This window comes from [Clostridium] saccharolyticum WM1 (assembly GCF_000144625.1).
Lineage (GTDB): Bacteria > Bacillota > Clostridia > Lachnospirales > Lachnospiraceae > Lacrimispora > Lacrimispora saccharolytica.
Map to the genome: position 1 here is coordinate 3,959,889 of NC_014376.1, position 17,794 is coordinate 3,977,682.

The following is a 17,794-nucleotide window of genomic DNA, read 5'->3' on the forward strand; positions in this document are numbered from 1 at the left end:
TGGACTCTACCGAAGGGAGCAGCTAAAAAAAGAGCCTGAAAAAGAAACGCCGTCCCTATTAGGTTTCACCTGCCGGGGACGGCGTGTTTTGCTTTGTTACAATAGATGGAGAAATAATCCGCTGCGAAGCTTAGGCTCGAACCATGTGGATTTTGGAGGCATCAAAAGCCCTGCATCTGCCACAGAAAACAATTCCTCTATGGATGTGGGATACATGGAAAATGCCACCGCCATATCCTGGCTGCACCGCTTTTCCAGCTCCTTAAGACCCCGGATTCCTCCGATAAAATCAATTCTCTTATCTGTTCTGGGATCTCCGATTCCCAAAACAGGACCTAACAGACGGTCCTGAAGAATGGATACATCCAGGCCCATTACCGGATCAGAGGATTTTAAAGAATTAAATGCCTTTAAGCAGTACCACTTCTGATTTAAATACATCCCAAAGGTTCCTTTTTCCATCGGAGCATAGGCTTCTGTTCCCATACCGTCCACCTCAAAGGACTGCCCTATCTTTCGAAGGAATTCTTCCTCAGAATGGCCATTTAAATCCTTTACCACCCGGTTATAGGGCATGATCATAAGCTGATCGTCAGGAAACAGCACGGAAAGAAAATAGTTAAAAGGCTCTTCCCCCGTATATCCGGGATTTTCCTCCCGCCTTTTAAGGCCCACCTTTACGGCGGAAGCCGCCCTGTGATGGCCGTCCGCAATATAAGTACAAGGGATCCCGCCAAAAGCCTGCTGAATCAGGGATATCCTGTCTTCCTCAAGGATCTGCCATACCCTGTGGCTGATTCCGTCTTCTGCTACAAAATCATAAAAAGGCGGTGTGACCGTTACGGAATTCACAATTCCATTGATCTCATCATTGGACCGGTAAGCCAGGAAAATCGGTCCGGTCTGGGCATTCGTGGTATCCACATGGCGGATCCGGTCCACTTCCTTTTCTTCTCTGGTATTTTCATGTTTTTTAATAATCCCATTTCCATAATCATCGATGGAAGAGCAGGCCACGATCCCGGTCTGACGCCTTCCATTCATAGTCAATTCATAGATATAATAGCCTTCCTGAGGATCTTTCTGAAAAATCCCTTCCTTTATCCAGCCTTTCAGCATTTCCCCGGCTTTTTCATAAACACGGTCATCGTAGATGTCTACATCATGGGAAAACTGGGTTTCCGGCCTGTCAATGTTTAAAAACGACCTTGGGTTGGCTGCCGTCACCTCACAGGCCTCCTTACGGCTGTAAACGTCGTAGGGAAGGGCGGCCACCTGAGGGGCATACCCTGGTTCCGGCCTGACGCAGCGAAATGGTTTTACAATCGCCATAGTATCTCCTTTATATGCTCTCCGTTCAGTCATGCAGAAGCATTTCTATCCGCCATAGGATGAATGCCATGGCTGAACCCTGACTTTATTTAACGATTCTTACCCGCAGTACACCTTTAATGGCTTTTAGCTTTTGAATGCTTTCTTCATCCGGAACGCTTTCTAAATCAAGCAGGGTATAAGCATACTTTTCACGGCTCTTGTTGGTCATGTCGGAAATGTTCACATCTCCTGCCGCCAGGGTTCCTGAGATCTGACCGATCATATTGGGGATATTTAAATGAAGCACTGCAATACGGCTGGCGGCTTTGCATATTCCCATGTCGCAGTACGGGAAGTTCACGGAATTGCGGATGTTGCCGTTATCAATATAATCCATGATTTCCTCTACCGCCATCTTTGCGCAGTTGTCTTCGGATTCTTCCGTAGAAGCACCCAGATGAGGGATTACAATGGATCCTTCCATATGGACGGACTTTGGATTTGGGAAATCAGTCACATATTTCTTTACCTTGCCGGACTGCAAAGCCTTTGCCATGTCATCCTCGTTGACCAGGACATCTCTTGCAAAATTTAAGATCACAACGCCGTCCTTCATTTGGTCAAGAACCGACTGATTCACCATTCCCTTTGTGGAATCAACCAGGGGAATATGAAGGGTTATGTAATCGCACTCCTGGTAAATCGTATCTGCAGAGGTGATGTGCTTAATATTTCTGGAAAGCTTCCACGCCGCATTTACAGAAATAAACGGGTCATATCCATAAACGTCCATCCCTAAGGAAGAACAGGCATTGGCCACTTCCGTACCAATGGCACCAAGGCCGATGACTCCCAGCTTCTTCCCCCTGATCTCACATCCTCCAAAGGCCTTTTTGGCCTTTTCTGCGGATTTTGCAATGTTTTCATCGTCCTTATTGTCCTTACACCAGCAAATACCGCCTTCAATATCCCTGGAAGCCAACATAAGCCCTGCAATGACCAGTTCCTTCACTCCGTTGGCATTGGCTCCTGGGGTATTGAACACCACGATCCCCTTTGAGGCACATTCATCCAGGGGGATGTTGTTGACTCCGGCCCCGGCCCTCGCAATGGCTAAAAGGCCCTCAGGGAATTCCAGCTCGTGCATGGAAGCGCTTCGGACCAAAACGCCGTCTGCTTCATTTATGTAATCGGTTAATGCATAGTCTTCTGTCAGCAATGCTGTCCCGCACCCGGAAACCGCATTAAGGCAATATATTTTTTTCATCATGTCTCCTCTCTTGACCGTAGAATCATTTTCCATACTTTGCTTCAAATTCTTTCATAAAGGAAACCAGCTTTTCCACACCTTCCATAGGCATGGCATTGTAGATGCTGGCCCGCATACCGCCTACGCTTCTGTGGCCCTTTAAGTTTTCAAGGCCTGCTGCCTTTGATTCCTTTACAAACAAAGCATCCAGTTCTTCCTTACCGGTGACAAAGGGAACATTCATCAGGGAACGGTCCTCCTTTACCACGGTACCGGAAAACATCCGGCTCTGGTCCAGATAATCATAAAGAAGGGCCGCTTTCTTTTCATTGAATTCCTTCATGGCTTCTAAGCCGCCACGCTTCTTTAACCACTGGAATACCTTGCCGCAGATATAGATCCCGTAAGCCGGCGGGGTATTATATAGTGATTTCTCATCAGCATGGGTCTTATAACGGAGCATGGTAGGAGTACCCGGAAGCACATCTTCCGTGATTAAGTCCTCCCGGATGATGGCGATAACTACGCCTGCAGGCCCTACATTTTTCTGAGCCCCTGCGAAAATCAATCCATACTTTGAGACGTCAATCGGTTCCGACAAGAAACAGGAGGAGAGATCAGCTACCAGTGTTTTTCCTTTTGTATTGGGTAATGTTTTGTACTTTGTACCGTAAATTGTGTTGTTTTCACAGATATAAACGTAATCCGCATTTTCGGAAACAGGCAGATCCGAAACATCCGGGATATAGCTGAAGGTTTTATCAGCGCTTGAAGCAACTGCATTGGCCGTGCCGTAAAGCTTAGCTTCCTGATAAGCCTTTTTTGCCCACTGTCCGGTGATGATGTAGTCTCCCACACGGTTCTTAAATAAGTTCATGGGAACCATGGCAAACTGCTGGGAAGCACCTCCCTGTAAAAACAACACCTTGTAATTGTCCGGAATCCCCAATAAATCCCGCAGATCCTTCTCTGCGTCATTGATGATAGACTCAAACATCTTAGACCTGTGGCTCATCTCCATAACGGACATGCCGCAGCCTCTATAATCCATCATCTCTTCTGCAGCCTCTCTCAGGACGTCCTCCGGCAGTACGGCCGGTCCTGCGGAAAAATTGTACACTCTGCTCATATCTCTTCCTCCTCATATTTTTGTCTTAAATCTTTAAGTCTTCTGCGTCAAACGCATCCTGAATGGGTGCTCCCGGAGATACCATGGGGAATACCTTGTCATCACAATGGATCTGACAATCTATCACAACAGGAACGTTTAACTCTATGGCTTCTCTGAGGACAGGCTCAAATTCGTCCTTGCCGGTCACCCGGTAGGCTTTGGCCCCCAGTCCCTCTGCTACCTTTACAAAATCCACCTGGTCATTCAACACTGTATGGGAATACCGTTTTCCATAGAACAGGGTCTGCCACTGTCGGACCATGCCCAGTACCTGATTGTTTAGAATTACTTGAATGATGGGGATATTGTATCGGGTCGCCGTGGCGATCTCATTCATGTTCATGCGGAAACAGCCGTCCCCTGCCACGTTAATGACCACCTTATCCTTACAGCCCAGCTTTGCTCCTAGGGAGGCTCCCAGGCCGTAGCCCATGGTTCCGAGGCCGCCGGAGGAAAGAAAGCTTCTGGGGTATTTATACTGATAGAACTGGGCCGCCCACATCTGATGCTGGCCTACCTCCGTTGTAATGATGGCATCTCCCTGGGTGATATCATAAATCTTTTCAATGATATAGGGACCGGTAAGCGTGCTTTTGTCAAAACGCATGGGATACATATCCTTTAACCGGTCAATGTGGGCCAGCCATTCTTCATGGTTAATGGGATCCAGACGGGCATTCAGCTTTTTTAAAATCACTTTTACATCACCCACCACACTGGCAAATGCCTTTACGTTTTTATTGATCTCTGCCGGATCCACATCAAACTGAAGAATCTTCGCCTTTCTCGCAAACTTGGCTGCATTTCCTGTCACCCGGTCACTGAACCTGGCACCGATTACGATCAACAGGTCACACTCGGTGATTCCGAAATTAGATGTCTTGGTTCCGTGCATTCCCACCATTCCGGTATACAGTTCATCGGTTCCGTTAAAGGCCCCTTTTCCCATGAGACTGTCTGCCACCGGAGCCTGGATCTTATGGGCAAAGGAGAAAAGCTCATCTGAGGCATTGGCTGCAACCGCACCTCCTCCTACGAAAATATACGGCTTCTGGGATTTCCGGATAAGCTGCAGCGCAGTTTCTAAATCCTCCTCCGTGATCGTATCCTCCTGCCTCTTAATGGGCTCCGGGTTCACATACTCATAGTCAAAGTTTGCTGCGGTCACATCCTTTGTAATATCCACCAGTACAGGGCCGGGTCTGCCGGTCTGCGCAATCCGGAATGCCCGGCGGATGGTATCTGCCAGCTTTGTTATATCTTTAACAATAAAGTTGTATTTTGTAATAGGCATGGTTACTCCGGTGATATCCACCTCCTGGAAGCTGTCACGTCCAAGAAGATTAACCGCTACGTTGCAGGTAATGGCTACCATTGGGATGGAATCCATAAAAGCGGTGGCAATTCCGGTTACTAAATTGGTGGCTCCCGGTCCTGAGGTAGCCAGACAAACGCCCACCCTTCCGGTGGCTCTCGCATAGCCGTCAGCCGCATGGGCTGCCCCCTGTTCATGGGAAGTCAGGATATGGGTTATCTCATCCTGATGCTTATAAAGAGCATCGTATATATTCAGGATTGTACCGCCCGGATACCCAAAAACAGTATCAACCCCCTGCTCTTTCAGGCATTCGATTACAATCTCTGCTCCATTTAATGTTTTCATAGGCTGCTCCTTTTCTTTTATAGTTCAAGAATTGCTCCGCGGCTTGCCGGGGCTGCCATAGCAGCATACCGTGCCAGATAGCCTGTGGTCACCTGAGGTTTCCTTGGCTGCCAACTGGCCTTTCTTTTTTCCATCTCGGCTTCAGATATATTGACATCCAGCCTGTGGTTGTCAATATCTATGGAAATGATGTCTCCCTCTTCCACCAGGGCTATGGGGCCTCCCACCGCTGCCTCCGGACAAGCGTGCCCAATGGAAGCGCCTCTGGAAGCACCGCTGAAACGGCCGTCGGTAATAAGGGCCACCGTAGACCCAAGGCCCATGCCTGCAATGGCTGATGTGGGGTTTAACATCTCCCTCATGCCGGGGCCTCCCTTAGGGCCTTCGTAGCGGATGACCACTACGTCTCCAGCCACGATTTTCCCCCCTTTAATGGCTGCAATGGCATCCTCCTCGCAGTCAAACACTCTTGCAGGACCTTCATGCTTCAGCATCTCAGGCGCAACGGCAGAGCGCTTCACCACTGCGGAGTCCGGTGCCAGATTTCCCTTTAATATGGCAATACCGCCGGTTTGGCTGTAAGGATTTTCCACCGTACGGATCACCTCAGGGTTTTTATTTGCACAGTTCTTTATATTTTCTCCAACCGTCTTTCCCGTTACGGTCATAACGTCTAATTCCAGAAGTCCCAGCTTGCTGATCTCATTCATAACAGCGTAGATACCGCCGGCTTCGTTTAAATCTTCTATATAAGTCGGCCCTGCCGGAGCCAGGTGGCAAAGGTTAGGAGTCTTTGCACTGATTTCATTGGCAATCTCCAGATTTAAATCCACGCCGGCCTCATAGGCGATGGCCGGAAGATGAAGCATGCTGTTGGTACTGCATCCCAGGGCCATATCCATGGTCAGAGCATTGCGGAAGGCTTTCTCCGTCATGATATCCCGTGGGCAGATGTTCTTCTTAAGCATTTCCATAACAGCCATTCCAGCATGCTTTGCCAGTTTCAGTCGTTCTGAATAAACCGCCGGAATGGTTCCGTTGCCTTTCAGCCCCATGCCCAGAACCTCGGTCAGGCAGTTCATGCTGTTGGCCGTATACATACCGGAGCAGGATCCGCAGGTAGGGCACGCCTTCTCCTCGTATTCCCTTACATCCTCTTCAGTCATGTTTCCTGCGGTATAGGCTCCTACCGCTTCGAACATGCTGGAAAGGCTGGTCTTATGGCCTTGCACACGCCCAGCTAACATTGGTCCGCCACTGACGAACACTGTGGGTATATTAATACGGGCGGCTGCCATTAAGAGTCCGGGTACATTCTTATCACAGTTAGGTACCATGACCAGTGCGTCAAAGGCGTGGGCCTTTGCAAGGCATTCTGTGGAATCCGCAATCAGGTCCCTGGTGACCAGAGAGTATTTCATGCCGATATGCCCCATGGCAATCCCATCGCATACCGCTATGGCCGGTACCATTACCGGTGTGCCTCCTGCCATGGCAACTCCCATTTTCACCGCATCCACTATTTTGTCCAGGTTCATATGTCCAGGTACGATTTCATTATAAGAACTGACAATACCGATCAGAGGCCTTTCCATCTCTTCCTCCGTCATTCCCAGCGCGTGAAACAGGGAACGGTGAGGCGCCTGCTGCATCCCTTTTTTTACAGAATCACTTTTCATATGCTGCATCCTCCTGTTCTTTTCCAATCCGTTTCGCAATCAAATCTCCCATTTCTGCGGTGGTCACTTTTTTACATCCTTCCGAATAAATGTCTGCCGTCCGGTATCCTTCTTTCAGCACCTGTTCCACCGCCGACTCCACGGCAGATGCTTCCATATCTAAATCAAAGGAATAGCGGAGCATCATCGCGGCGGAAAGGATGGTGGCAATGGGGTTTGCAATATTTTTTCCTGCAATATCCGGGGCAGAACCATGGCTGGGTTCATACATTCCAAATTTACTTTCATTCATGCTGGCCGAGGATAGCATCCCAATGGAGCCTGTGATCATGCTGGCTTCATCAGATAGGATATCACCAAACATGTTTTCCGTCAGGATCACGTCAAATTGTCCCGGATTCATCACTAGCTGCATAGCACAGTTATCCACCAGCATATGGGACAGCATCACCTGGGGATAATCCTTTGCCACCTCTTCCACCACGCTTCTCCAAAGCCTGGAGGAATCCAGCACATTTGCCTTATCCACGCTGGTCACCTTTTTCCGTCGTTTCATGGCAATATCAAAAGCCTTAACGGCGATTCTTCTTATTTCATTTTCATTATAGGTAAGGGTATCCACGGCAGTCATTACGCCATCCACCTCTTTGGTATGCCGTTCTCCGAAATACAGACCGCCTGTCAGTTCTCTCATGATGACCATGTCAAACCCATCTCCAATGATCTCCTGCTTTAAAGGGCAGGCATCGGATAGCTCTTTATACAAATAGGCAGGACGGATATTGGCAAATAAATTAAGACCTTTACGGATGGCCAGCAGCCCCGCTTCAGGTCTCAGATTCGGTGCCACATCGTACCATTTTGAATTTCCCACATCTCCGCCAACTGCTCCAAGGAGAACGGAATCACTGTTTTTCGCTGTTTCAAGGGCTTCATCTGTTAAAGGAACGCCGTGGGTATCAATCGAAATACCGCCCATTAATACATTTGTATACTGGAAATCATGACCGTATACCATTCCCACTTTATCAAGGACCTTTCTCGCTTCTCCAATGATTTCAGGCCCGATCCCGTCGCCGGGAATCACTGCAATGTTGTATTTCATCTCTTCCTCTCCCTCTATATCACTGTACTATGCTAATATAACTTATCAGAAACCGTTTTTTCTGATAAAAGGCAGTATTTTTTACTGCCGTCCATCCGATGATCAAAGGCACTTTATGCTTTCGATCATATATTTCTTCTCATAATAGAACATTTATCGGGATTTTTCAACTAAAATAAAATAATTTTCGGGAAAAGAATATATAAGAATGGAATTGATACCATAAATCCTAGTTATGAAAGAGACTATAATCCATGAATTCAGGTACTTGGAAAGAAAGAAGAGGAGGAAAGGCCAGACCTTTCCTCCTCTTTATTTTTATGATATTCCCTTGTCCACTGTCAGGCATTTTTCGATGGAAGCCTTATCAATTTCATTTACATTGGAGGAATGACCGGTACGGGTGTAATAGCAGCTGGAATCACTGTTTAAAGATCCAATGGACAGGGTAAAGGTTTCTTCCGAACCGTTTTTATCGTACGTGTAAGTAATGACCGCAGAAGGCTGCTTAAGGCCGTAGCCTTCCAGCTCCTCTTCCTTCACCTTATAATTGGGACAGCTTTTCACTTTTAGGCTGCTTAAAGAATCTGCCAGAACATTTAAACCGGAATTGTCGGAAAGCTTGTTGTCCGGTGAATCCGCAGAATCGCGGTACCACTCCACGGTCTCTGCTTTATTATCTGCTTTCTTTTTTATATAATGCTGGCTGGTACCGGCTTTCGTTACCGTAATGCTGTTTATGTCGGCTCCGGAAACAGCAGGAAACTCTTCCAGGGCCATGAGATCCGTAAGACTTTTGTTTGTCTCGTTGTACAGGGCGGAGCTGATGAGATAGGGCGTACCCTGGCCCTCCACTGCAGCATAATAATCTCCATCCCCGGTGGCATTGCCAAGGATAATCACAGACCTGGTCCCATCCTCTGAGGCTGCGGTGATCTTCCTGATGGGTTGATCCAGTCCATAGGCGCTCAGGCTGTCTCCTCCTTCCAGTTTCCGCAGGGCCTCAAGCTTTGAAACCGTGGAAGCAACGGATTCCACTTCTGACTGTTTTACCGGGAACAAGTCATCTCCGTCATACTTCCATTCCCCATCTTTTTTTGTAAAGGACAGCTCCTGGTCATTTAAGTTATAGGAAACAGAGGAAACATTGGAAAGAGCGGTGAGATAAGCCTTATCCCCCTCCATCTTCTGCTCCGCCTGTTCCTGGGAGCGGGCCATATACCGGCCCACTCCCCCGTAGATTACGCACAGAACCGCCAGGGCGGTTATTCCGTATATAAGACCTCTTTTCTTTTTCATGTCTTGCCTCCTTCTACAGACGCCTGCGCTTCAGCCAGATCACAAGTCCTGCCGCCAGCGTCACCACCGGAATGACAAATATAAACAGGATTCCCCACATGCCCCCATGGGTGACGGTATTATAGGTCACTTCCAGGCTCTTTGATGGAATGGATACATTGGAAACATCATCGAAGTTGGTTGTAACTGCGTTCATGAAAAGCGTTAAGTTGGTTAAGTTGGTAAAGCTGGTATTCAGCCCCTCATCAATGAGAGAAGGAGTACTGAACACGGTCAGACGGGCCGTTCCCGAGCTTAAGGTCTTTTCTGATACCGCTCCCAGGATATAGGTTCCCTGAGTCTGCTTATCGGCGGTTACCACCATACCTCCGTCGCTGGTCTCCATAAACGGTGTCACTTCCACGCCTTCCGGCAGCCCCTCTTTCTGGGTCAGGGCGGCGGACTGTAGGACAAGGGCTGCACTTTTGCCGTCAATGCCGTTTGTCACTTCGCTTCCTGCCTGGATGGTGGGAAAAATATAATAAGGATTGTTCTGGTAAAACTTCTTGGTATCTGCTGCAAGTCCGTTTTCCAGATTCAGACCGTAATCATTCATAAGGGCATTGAGATTGGGCCGGTCCTTTTCGGAATACCCGGCAAGGATCATAACCCTTCCGCCTCCATCCAGATAATCAGAGATCATCTTCTTTTCATCATTGGCCAGGTCTGACGCAGGAGCATTCATAAGCAGAAGCTGGCAGTCTTTGGGGATGCTGCCTCCTGTCAGAAGATTTACCGTGTTCACGGTCAGATTGGACTTTTTCAGCATATCGGAAGCCGTAGCGCCCAAAGCTGCTTCTCCGTGGCCTTCCGTAAAGTAAACTGTTTTCTCCGCGTCGTTGATCACATGGGATATGGCTCCGGTTAACTGTCCTTCTCCGTCAAATTCTGTTTCCTTGGACTGCCCATAGTAATAATAGGACATTTCATCCATTTTAATAATATCCGCAAGGGCAATGGATTCTGTCCTGCCTGTAGAATCACAGCTTACAAGAAGGGTGTTATCCTGCGCCTTCAGTTTTTTTACCTCATCCGGATGAAGAACAGAATCCACGGTCACCACCTTGATGCAGTCAGATAAGTCTTCATACCTTTTTACAAAACTTGTGATCCTCTTATCCACAGAATCCGGGTCTGCCACCACATAGATCGTAACATCCCGATCAAGGGACCTCAAAAGATCCTGTGTGGTTCCTCCCAGAGTGTAGATCTGGCTGCTGCTCATATCCCACTGCCGCACTTTCTCAGGAAGACGTCCTACAATCAAGTTCAATAGTACCACGGCAGCTATAACGATTACCGAAAGAATCGCCGTGTAACCGCCTTTTTTTAATTTTCTGGTCATTTCCATCCTCCTAACTCCATCTGCGTTTCTCTATGGACTGCACCGTTAAAAATATCAGCAGGAAAATGATGCTGATATAATAAACCAGGCCGCCTGCATCAAAGATGTAATGACTGGCAAAGTTTTGGAACACCTCCGTTATCCCAATCTTTTCCAATACATTTGTCAGGGCTCGGTCAAAAAGGTCTTTTTTTACAAGGTATAAAGCAATGATGCAAAGGACCCCTGCCCCCTCCAAAGCAGCGGAAAGAGGACCGTGGCCTGTAATGCGGGAAACGGCAATAACCACTCCGGTCCAGAGGACCAGAAATCCTATGGCAGAACCGGCGGCTGAGGTGGGTAAAAATCCCACCAGATTGGGCCATAAAAGCAGCAAAAGAATGATCCCAAAGGTGCCTACGGCTGCTATGATCTGGCTTTCTGTTAAGGAGGAAATGAACATTCCAACTGCAATGTAAACACAGCCCAGTAGGAAAAAGGCCAGTATTGCCGCATAGTCCGCCTTTAAATTGGCGTTTCCATTAAGCTTGATGATAAGAGGGCATATGCCGGAAAGCAGCACCGGAACGGCATATACGGTTATCATGGAAAAATATTTGCCAAGGACCATCTGGGTGACGGATACCGGAGAAGTAAGCAGAAGCTGGTCTGTCTTCGTCTTCCTGTCATCGGCAAAGCTTCTCATGGTAAGCACCGGAATGCCGATCATGATAATGGTTACCATACCGGACAGCGAAAAGGAAAAGTAGGGATATCCGCTCATCATGTTATAGGCCATAAAGTAAATCCCTATAAACAGCACCATAAAGGCGATAAATACATATCCGGTCATGGTTTGAAAATAGGCTTTCAGTTCTCTTCTATAAATAGCCGCCATTATTCTTTATCCCCCTCTCTGTCTCCAGCCTCTTTCTTAAAGACTTCGTCCTGCACATATTCCTTTCTATCATCCGAATCAAAGTCTTCGCCAGATAAGCCTCTGCCTGTCATTTCCCTATATGTCTCTTCACTGTTTGTCACTTCACTGTCTGTCTTTCCACTGTCTGTGTCTTTACTACCTGTTTCTTCGCCGTCTGTCTCTTCGCCGTCTGCCTCTTTGCTGTCTGTTTCCGCCTCTGCGGTCAATTCAAGGAATACCTCCTCCAAAGAGACCTTTGTAGCCTTCATGGAAAGGATGGGGAGTCTCTGATCTGCAAAGGCAAAGAAAATAGTTTCCCGGATATCTGTCCCGTCTTCATCCTCTTTTCCAGAGATGCAAAACGATATCCTGCTGATCCCCTCTTCCCCGCTTTCCTCCAAAGACACATCAGCCGCCTGGGGAATGGCTTCCAGAATCCTCAGGATCTGTTCTTTCTCCCCCCTGATTAGTAGTTCCATTCCCGCTTTTCCGGCCATTTGAAGCTCCAGGTTCTCCGGCGTATCGCTGGCGATCAGCCTGCCCTTGTCAATGATCATAATGTGATCACACACTGCGCTGACCTCGGAAAGAATATGGGAGCTTAAAATAACCGTGTGCTTTTGTCCCAGCTTACGGATGGTATCCCGGATTTCAATGATCTGCTTTGGATCCAGCCCTACGGTGGGTTCATCCAGAATGATGACAGGAGGAAACCCTAACACTGCCTGAGCCAGGCCCACACGCTGCCGGTAGCCCTTTGACAGATTGCGGATCAAACGGCCCTGCACCTCCTTAAGCCTGGCAAGCTCCATAACTTCATGAACAGCTTCCTCCCTTTCTTTTTTGGGTATTTTCTTTAATTCCGCAGCAAACAGCAGCTGCTCCTTTACCGTCATATCCACATATAGGGGCGGCAGCTCCGGCAAATAGCCAATGCATTTCTTTGCTTTCTCCCCATCCTCCAGTATGTTATGACCATTGATCAGAACATCGCCCTCCGTTGCGCCTATGTACCCGGTCATAATGTTCATCGTCGTGGACTTTCCTGCGCCGTTTGGTCCCAAAAAACCATAGATCTGGCCATCATCAATGGTAAAGCTTAAATGGTCTACGGCCAGATGGCCGCCGTAATCCTTTACCAGGTTCCTGACTTCAATCAACTCTCTCTCCTCCTGTTCATTTTTAAGTGATACATCCTTACTAAGGGTAAAAGGGAATTGTGAAAATTGTGTGATATAATTTTGTTAATTGTGTGATAAAAGTATGAAACTTTTCGACACGGCGAAATACAAAAACCCGGGCAGCTTCCGCCGCCCGGGCAATGAGTACAAAGAATCTTTCTGCAAGTTTAAATACTCCCCAGCTTGCCCCGGGGTATTTTATTAACCTTATAATAAAACATATACTGCTGGAGGATCCCCGCATATTCCTGATACCGCTCCAGAGGAAAGCCCTGGGGGTAATGAACCTCTAAAATCTGCCTCACGTGCGTATCCACCGGAAAAGCCCCCACATGATGAAGCCCGAACAGGCAGATGCAGTCCGCCACCTTTCTTCCGATCCCATACTGCTCCATCAGAAGACTGTGAGCGCTTGTATAATCCGCTTCTTTTAAGCGCAAGAGCCATTCCCGACCCTCCGGCCCGCTGCAGGCCTTTGCAATGGACAGGATATACTTATCCCGGTACCCCAGACCAAGGCCTGCCAGTCCCCTAAGGCCTGCCGAAGAAAGGTCCTCCGGTTCCGGAAAGGCATCATAGCTTTTTGAACGTTCTACCCAGCCTCCGTCAGAAGACACGGCAAGGCCCAATCCTATTCTTTTTTCACCGAACCGTTTGCATATTTCCTTCACACTGCCAGTGATCCGGGTGATGTTGTTATTCTGGGAAATCAGAAAGGTTACCAGCATTTCCCATAAATCCTGTCGGAGAATGCGTACCCCCCACCCCCATTCCATGGCTTCCTTAAGATAAGAATCCTCAGAGTCCACACGTTTTTTAAAGCCCCCATAATCAGTCTGTAAGTCAAAATAACCGGCCCACATATCCTGAAACTCCTTCTCCCCGCAGGAAAACAGGAAGACGTCATCCTCCTTCACCGCTTCCACATATCTCCCCGATGCGGCGATCCTCCACACCCCGTGTTCTTCCTCATTTGGTTCCATGCGGAAGCACTGGCCGGATCTGGCGATCTGTTCAAAATCCATATCCTTTATCTGAATCCGGTACATAATAAGCCTTTCTCCATTCCATAGCGCCAGCCGGAAAACCTTATGGTTTCAGACTGCTTTCAGCGATCCTTGATGTGGTCTAAATATTCCTTCAGCCGGTTCACATTTCCGTCAGCATAACAGTACCCATCCATACCGCAGGCCCTGGCTCCTTCAATGTTCATGGCCATGTCATCAATAAAAAAGCATTCCTCCGGTTTTAGACGGAACCGTTCAAATAAATGACCGTACATTTCCTTCTGAGGCTTTAAGCATTTCACCTCTGCAGAAAATAAGATCCCGTCAAAATATTCGATTCCCGGAATGATCTTGTAGCACGTCAGCAGGCGGAGGGAGGCATTGGAACAAAGATAGATGCCGTAGCCTTCCTCTTTAAGCTGCCTGACCACCTCTCCCATCTCTTTATCCGGCCACATGTTATATTCGTGCCAGTGCTTTAAGCAAAGAGCGGCCATGTCCTTTGCATGCCGGGTATCCAGACGTGCCTGCATCTTCTTTAAAGCTTCTTCCTCTGTCATAAGTCCCATGTCCAGAAACAGCCACTCCTGAGACTCAAACACAGCCATCCTTACCGCCTTCCGCTCTGCCTCATCCTCTATAAAATGGCGGCAGACCATATCTCCGTCGTAATGGACCAATACTCTTCCCATGTCAAATACTATATTTTTAATCATTGCTTTTCTCCTGTAATAAACTGTTTTTCTTATTAAACCAGAAATAATATCATATCATCCCGCTCTTTTGGCGTCTCAATAGCTTCTCAGCTTGTCACTGCCGTCATCCTTCGTATTTTCCAAACGCTTCACCACTACGTAGTAGCCCGTTTTTTCATTGACCCTTACATAGACCCGGTCGCCTACCCTGTGACCCATAATGGCCTTACCCAACGGAGATTCCGAGGTAATAAGGCCTTTCATGGAGTTTCCCCGGACAGTGGTCACAAGCTTGTAAGTCTCCTCCTCATCCTCATCCTCAAAGTATAAGTCCACCGTATTATACAGCCCGATCTCATCATCTTTGGATTCATCTGATATGATCTGGGCGGTTTTGATCATCTTTTCCAGATATCTGATCCTGCTTTCGTTCTGGTTTTTATCCTTTTTTGCTGCATGGTATTCAAAGTTTTCACTTAAATCTCCATGAGCTCTTGCCTCTTTTACAGCTTCCAGTGCTTCCTTGCGGACCACCAGCTTCCTGTAATCAATTTCTTCCTGCATTTTTTTAATATCATTTTCCGTTAACTTATCAAACATTCTATCCTCCTTCTTCCTTTTGTTTGATAAACCGTCTGCCTTAACAGGAGGCGGTATGTATGTTGTAAAAATGCCTTTTCTATCATTCCTTTTTACGGGCAATAACTTCAAGCCGGCCGGAGGCAGTCCCCACGTGGCGGTATGTTCTTACGGAAAGTCCGCATTTATCCGCCAGTGCATGGATTCCCCTGTCCGTTAAGCAGACTTCTGCCGCCTCACCCTTCCACATGGAAGCTCCCTTTTTCTCCAGATTTTTAATGGATCTGTCCAGATCCGGCCCGTCAAACCAGAGAATTCCGTCTTCTGCCAGGTATTCCGCCGCCCTGGTCAGGATCAGCTTCATATCCTGGGTGCGGGGTATCCGGTCAATCAGAACGATCCGGTATGTACCCTTTCCGCCCTCTTTCCGGTTTCCTGCTTCCTCCAGAGACATTGCCTGGAGATCATACCCTGCCTTTCTCGCTTCTTTATATAATTGGCTTTTCTCATCTCCAATCAATAACATGGTTCCTTCTGACGCAAATTCACCGATATGGGCCAAAAGCCGTTCACATCTTGCCTTTGTACGCTGGGGAGTCTTTTTTCCATTGGGCAGCCCCCGTTCTTCCTTTGCAAGATAATAATTTCCGCAGTCCCGGCACTTCATAAAGACCCGGATTGGCTCCAGCACATATTGATCCGATTCTCCGCCTTCCCTATAGAACACCGCTCCGTAGTGGGGAACGCCTTTCCCGGAGCAAACGGGACACCGCTCTATTTCTGCCGTCATCAGGTTCCGAAGCTCCTTTAAGGCTGAAAAATACCAGCGGTACAGCCTGTTTTTAAATTCCTGGTCAAAAACGAACAGCCAGTTCCTTATGACTTCCGCCATCCATCTGGTTTCATGAATCACGGAATTATCCGCCTTAAATCCCTTTAAATTTTCCTCCAGAGTGAGAAGCCCTGTGACTGCATCCTCTTTCAGGCGTTCATTCTTCTCATATGCCATAAGGTGTTCGATCCCTTCCACAACACTGCTGCATAAATTGACCATTACTACAAGCTGATTCATTCTGCCTGTTGCCATAACCATTTCCTTTCTTCCAGTTGCCTGTCTCGTCCGTCCATTCTCTTTTATATTAGCATTTTTAATGGGGGAAAAGCAAGATGCAATCACCCCATATCCTGATTTCAGGAGAAAAAGCAAAAATCAGTACATGGGAGCCGCCTGCTGCGATTCCCGTGTACTGACCCAGTTAAAATCGGTTCCTACATGATTACAGCAAGGAAACCGGTCTTCCTTACGTAATATTTCTGCTGAAAAGTTCAGTTTCTTCCAGCAGACTTTCAATGCTGTCTAAATTCAGGCGGTGCAGCAGCTCGATCACATATGGATTTTCAGCCGGATGACCATAGGTGGCCTTTTCTCCATAATCATTGACCAGTTCTGTTCCCTGCTCCACTCCTAAAATGGATCTCGGTCCGCCCACACAGCCGCCAACGCATCCCATGCCTTCGTAAAAGTTAGCCTCAATCCTCCCCTCCATAATGTCCTGGATCATTTTCCTGCAGGCAGGCACTCCATCCGCCTGTTTGGTGCGGATTTCCGTCTTTTTTTGAGGATTAATGGCTCTTACGGTGTTTTCCACGGCTTCACTGACTCCGCCTTTTCTGGCATAAATCCTTCCTGCCTTTGAGGAATGGTCCTTTTCACTCTCTTCCATAACAGCCGGATCTATTCCCAGGGCGTCAAATATATTTTTTACTTCCTGAAAGGTGAGTACATAATCAACAGCACCCGCCAGATCCTTTTCCCGGGCTTCTGCCTTTTTGGCAAGACATGGCCCAATAAATACAGTCAGGGCATCCGGATGCAACGCCTTTACCACTCTTGCACAGGCAACCATTGGGGAAACAGAACCAGGCACGTGGGGAATCAGCTGGTGATAAACCTTACGGATCATACCGATCCACATGGGGCAGCAGCAGCTGGTCAGCTGGTAATCGTCAGCATCGTTGATGTTCTTATCAAATTCAAGAGCTTCCTTTAATGTAAGAATGTCCGCAAACAAGGCAACCTCAAGCATTCCGTCAAAACCCACGGTCTTTAATGCCGTCCTCAGCTTTCCCGGGGTGACATCCTTGGAAAACTGGCCTAAAAAAGCGGGAGCTATCATTGCATATACCAGTCCCTTGGAGCTTCTCACCGCTTTCAGAGCCGGGATAATGTCTGTGCTGGCCTTAAGCTTTTCCGGTGCGCAGCCTTCAATACACTTTTCACAGCCCAGGCACAGTTCCGGATTAACGGCGATCCCGTCCTTTTTGATTTCCAACGCTCCAAACGGACACCGCTTTAAGCACTCCTCCTGATCCTCTTTGGAACAGGAACAGGCTCCGGTACGGATCACCACCGGATGCTTCTTGGGATTTAAAAGACAGTCCAGATGATGAGGATCATAGGAGATCTCCAAGTCCTTCTCCGGATCCAAATCATTATTTAATACAGATTTCACCATACTTTCATACAACTGCTTAAATGTCTGCATAAGGTACCTCCCGCATTATGTTTT

The 17,794-nt window shown here is 47.8% G+C and carries 15 protein-coding genes; all 15 read right to left on the reverse strand.

Going from position 1 to position 17,794, the window contains the following annotated elements; genetic code table 11:
• Nucleotides 1–96: 96 nt before the first annotated feature.
• The 15 genes from CLOSA_RS18385 to CLOSA_RS18455 all read right to left on the reverse strand — a co-directional run bounded on the left by CLOSA_RS18385 (nucleotide 97) and on the right by CLOSA_RS18455 (nucleotide 17,770).
• Complete coding sequence (locus CLOSA_RS18385) at nucleotides 97–1,332, reverse strand: DUF1015 domain-containing protein (RefSeq protein ID WP_013274240.1); 1,236 nt, start codon at nucleotides 1,330–1,332, stop codon at nucleotides 97–99.
• Between the two features lie 85 nt (nucleotides 1,333–1,417).
• Nucleotides 1,418–2,581: a phosphoglycerate dehydrogenase gene (locus CLOSA_RS18390; RefSeq protein ID WP_013274241.1), complete on the reverse strand. Its 1,164-nt coding sequence runs from the start codon at nucleotides 2,579–2,581 to the stop codon at nucleotides 1,418–1,420.
• Between the two features lie 25 nt (nucleotides 2,582–2,606).
• Entirely contained in the window at nucleotides 2,607–3,692 is a 1,086-nt protein-coding gene (gene serC, locus CLOSA_RS18395) for a 3-phosphoserine/phosphohydroxythreonine transaminase (RefSeq protein WP_013274242.1), read from the reverse strand.
• A 25-nt stretch (nucleotides 3,693–3,717) separates the two neighbouring features.
• Nucleotides 3,718–5,397 (reverse strand): biosynthetic-type acetolactate synthase large subunit, encoded by a 1,680-nt coding sequence (gene ilvB, locus CLOSA_RS18400; protein WP_013274243.1) that lies wholly within the window; start codon nucleotides 5,395–5,397, stop codon nucleotides 3,718–3,720.
• Nucleotides 5,398–5,414: 17 nt separating this feature from the next.
• Entirely contained in the window at nucleotides 5,415–7,076 is a 1,662-nt protein-coding gene (ilvD, locus tag CLOSA_RS18405) for a dihydroxy-acid dehydratase (RefSeq protein WP_013274244.1), read from the reverse strand.
• Nucleotides 7,066–8,181: a 3-isopropylmalate dehydrogenase gene (gene leuB, locus CLOSA_RS18410; RefSeq protein ID WP_013274245.1), complete on the reverse strand. Its 1,116-nt coding sequence runs from the start codon at nucleotides 8,179–8,181 to the stop codon at nucleotides 7,066–7,068. The genes ilvD and leuB overlap by 11 nt, the downstream gene beginning before the upstream one ends.
• A 318-nt stretch (nucleotides 8,182–8,499) precedes the next feature.
• Nucleotides 8,500–9,480: a DUF4340 domain-containing protein gene (locus CLOSA_RS18415; RefSeq protein WP_013274246.1), complete on the reverse strand. Its 981-nt coding sequence runs from the start codon at nucleotides 9,478–9,480 to the stop codon at nucleotides 8,500–8,502.
• Between the two features lie 13 nt (nucleotides 9,481–9,493).
• Nucleotides 9,494–10,864: a GldG family protein gene (locus tag CLOSA_RS18420; protein WP_013274247.1), complete on the reverse strand. Its 1,371-nt coding sequence runs from the start codon at nucleotides 10,862–10,864 to the stop codon at nucleotides 9,494–9,496.
• Between the two features lie 10 nt (nucleotides 10,865–10,874).
• On the reverse strand, nucleotides 10,875–11,741 hold the full coding sequence (locus tag CLOSA_RS18425; RefSeq protein WP_013274248.1) for an ABC transporter permease: 867 nt from the start codon (nucleotides 11,739–11,741) through the stop codon (nucleotides 10,875–10,877).
• Complete coding sequence (locus tag CLOSA_RS18430; protein WP_013274249.1) at nucleotides 11,741–12,922, reverse strand: ABC transporter ATP-binding protein; 1,182 nt, start codon at nucleotides 12,920–12,922, stop codon at nucleotides 11,741–11,743. Before CLOSA_RS18430 ends, CLOSA_RS18425 begins: the two co-directional genes overlap by 1 nt.
• A gap of 188 nt (nucleotides 12,923–13,110) precedes the next feature.
• A complete protein-coding gene (locus CLOSA_RS18435; RefSeq protein ID WP_013274250.1) occupies nucleotides 13,111–13,992 on the reverse strand; it encodes a DNA glycosylase in 882 nt (293 codons plus the stop codon).
• A 59-nt stretch (nucleotides 13,993–14,051) separates the two neighbouring features.
• The gene (locus CLOSA_RS18440) at nucleotides 14,052–14,666 is read right to left on the reverse strand and encodes an HAD family hydrolase (protein WP_013274251.1); all 615 of its coding nucleotides are present in this window, start codon (nucleotides 14,664–14,666) and stop codon (nucleotides 14,052–14,054) included.
• 75 nt (nucleotides 14,667–14,741) lie between these two features.
• The gene (locus CLOSA_RS18445) at nucleotides 14,742–15,245 is read right to left on the reverse strand and encodes a GreA/GreB family elongation factor (RefSeq protein ID WP_013274252.1); all 504 of its coding nucleotides are present in this window, start codon (nucleotides 15,243–15,245) and stop codon (nucleotides 14,742–14,744) included.
• Nucleotides 15,246–15,327: 82 nt separating this feature from the next.
• Nucleotides 15,328–16,311 carry a hypothetical protein gene (locus tag CLOSA_RS18450; protein ID WP_013274253.1) on the reverse strand — a complete coding sequence of 328 codons (984 nt, stop codon included), beginning with the start codon at nucleotides 16,309–16,311 and terminating at the stop codon, nucleotides 15,328–15,330.
• Between the two features lie 214 nt (nucleotides 16,312–16,525).
• Entirely contained in the window at nucleotides 16,526–17,770 is a 1,245-nt protein-coding gene (locus tag CLOSA_RS18455) for a [Fe-Fe] hydrogenase large subunit C-terminal domain-containing protein (RefSeq protein ID WP_013274254.1), read from the reverse strand.
• Between the last annotated feature and the right edge of the window lie 24 nt (nucleotides 17,771–17,794).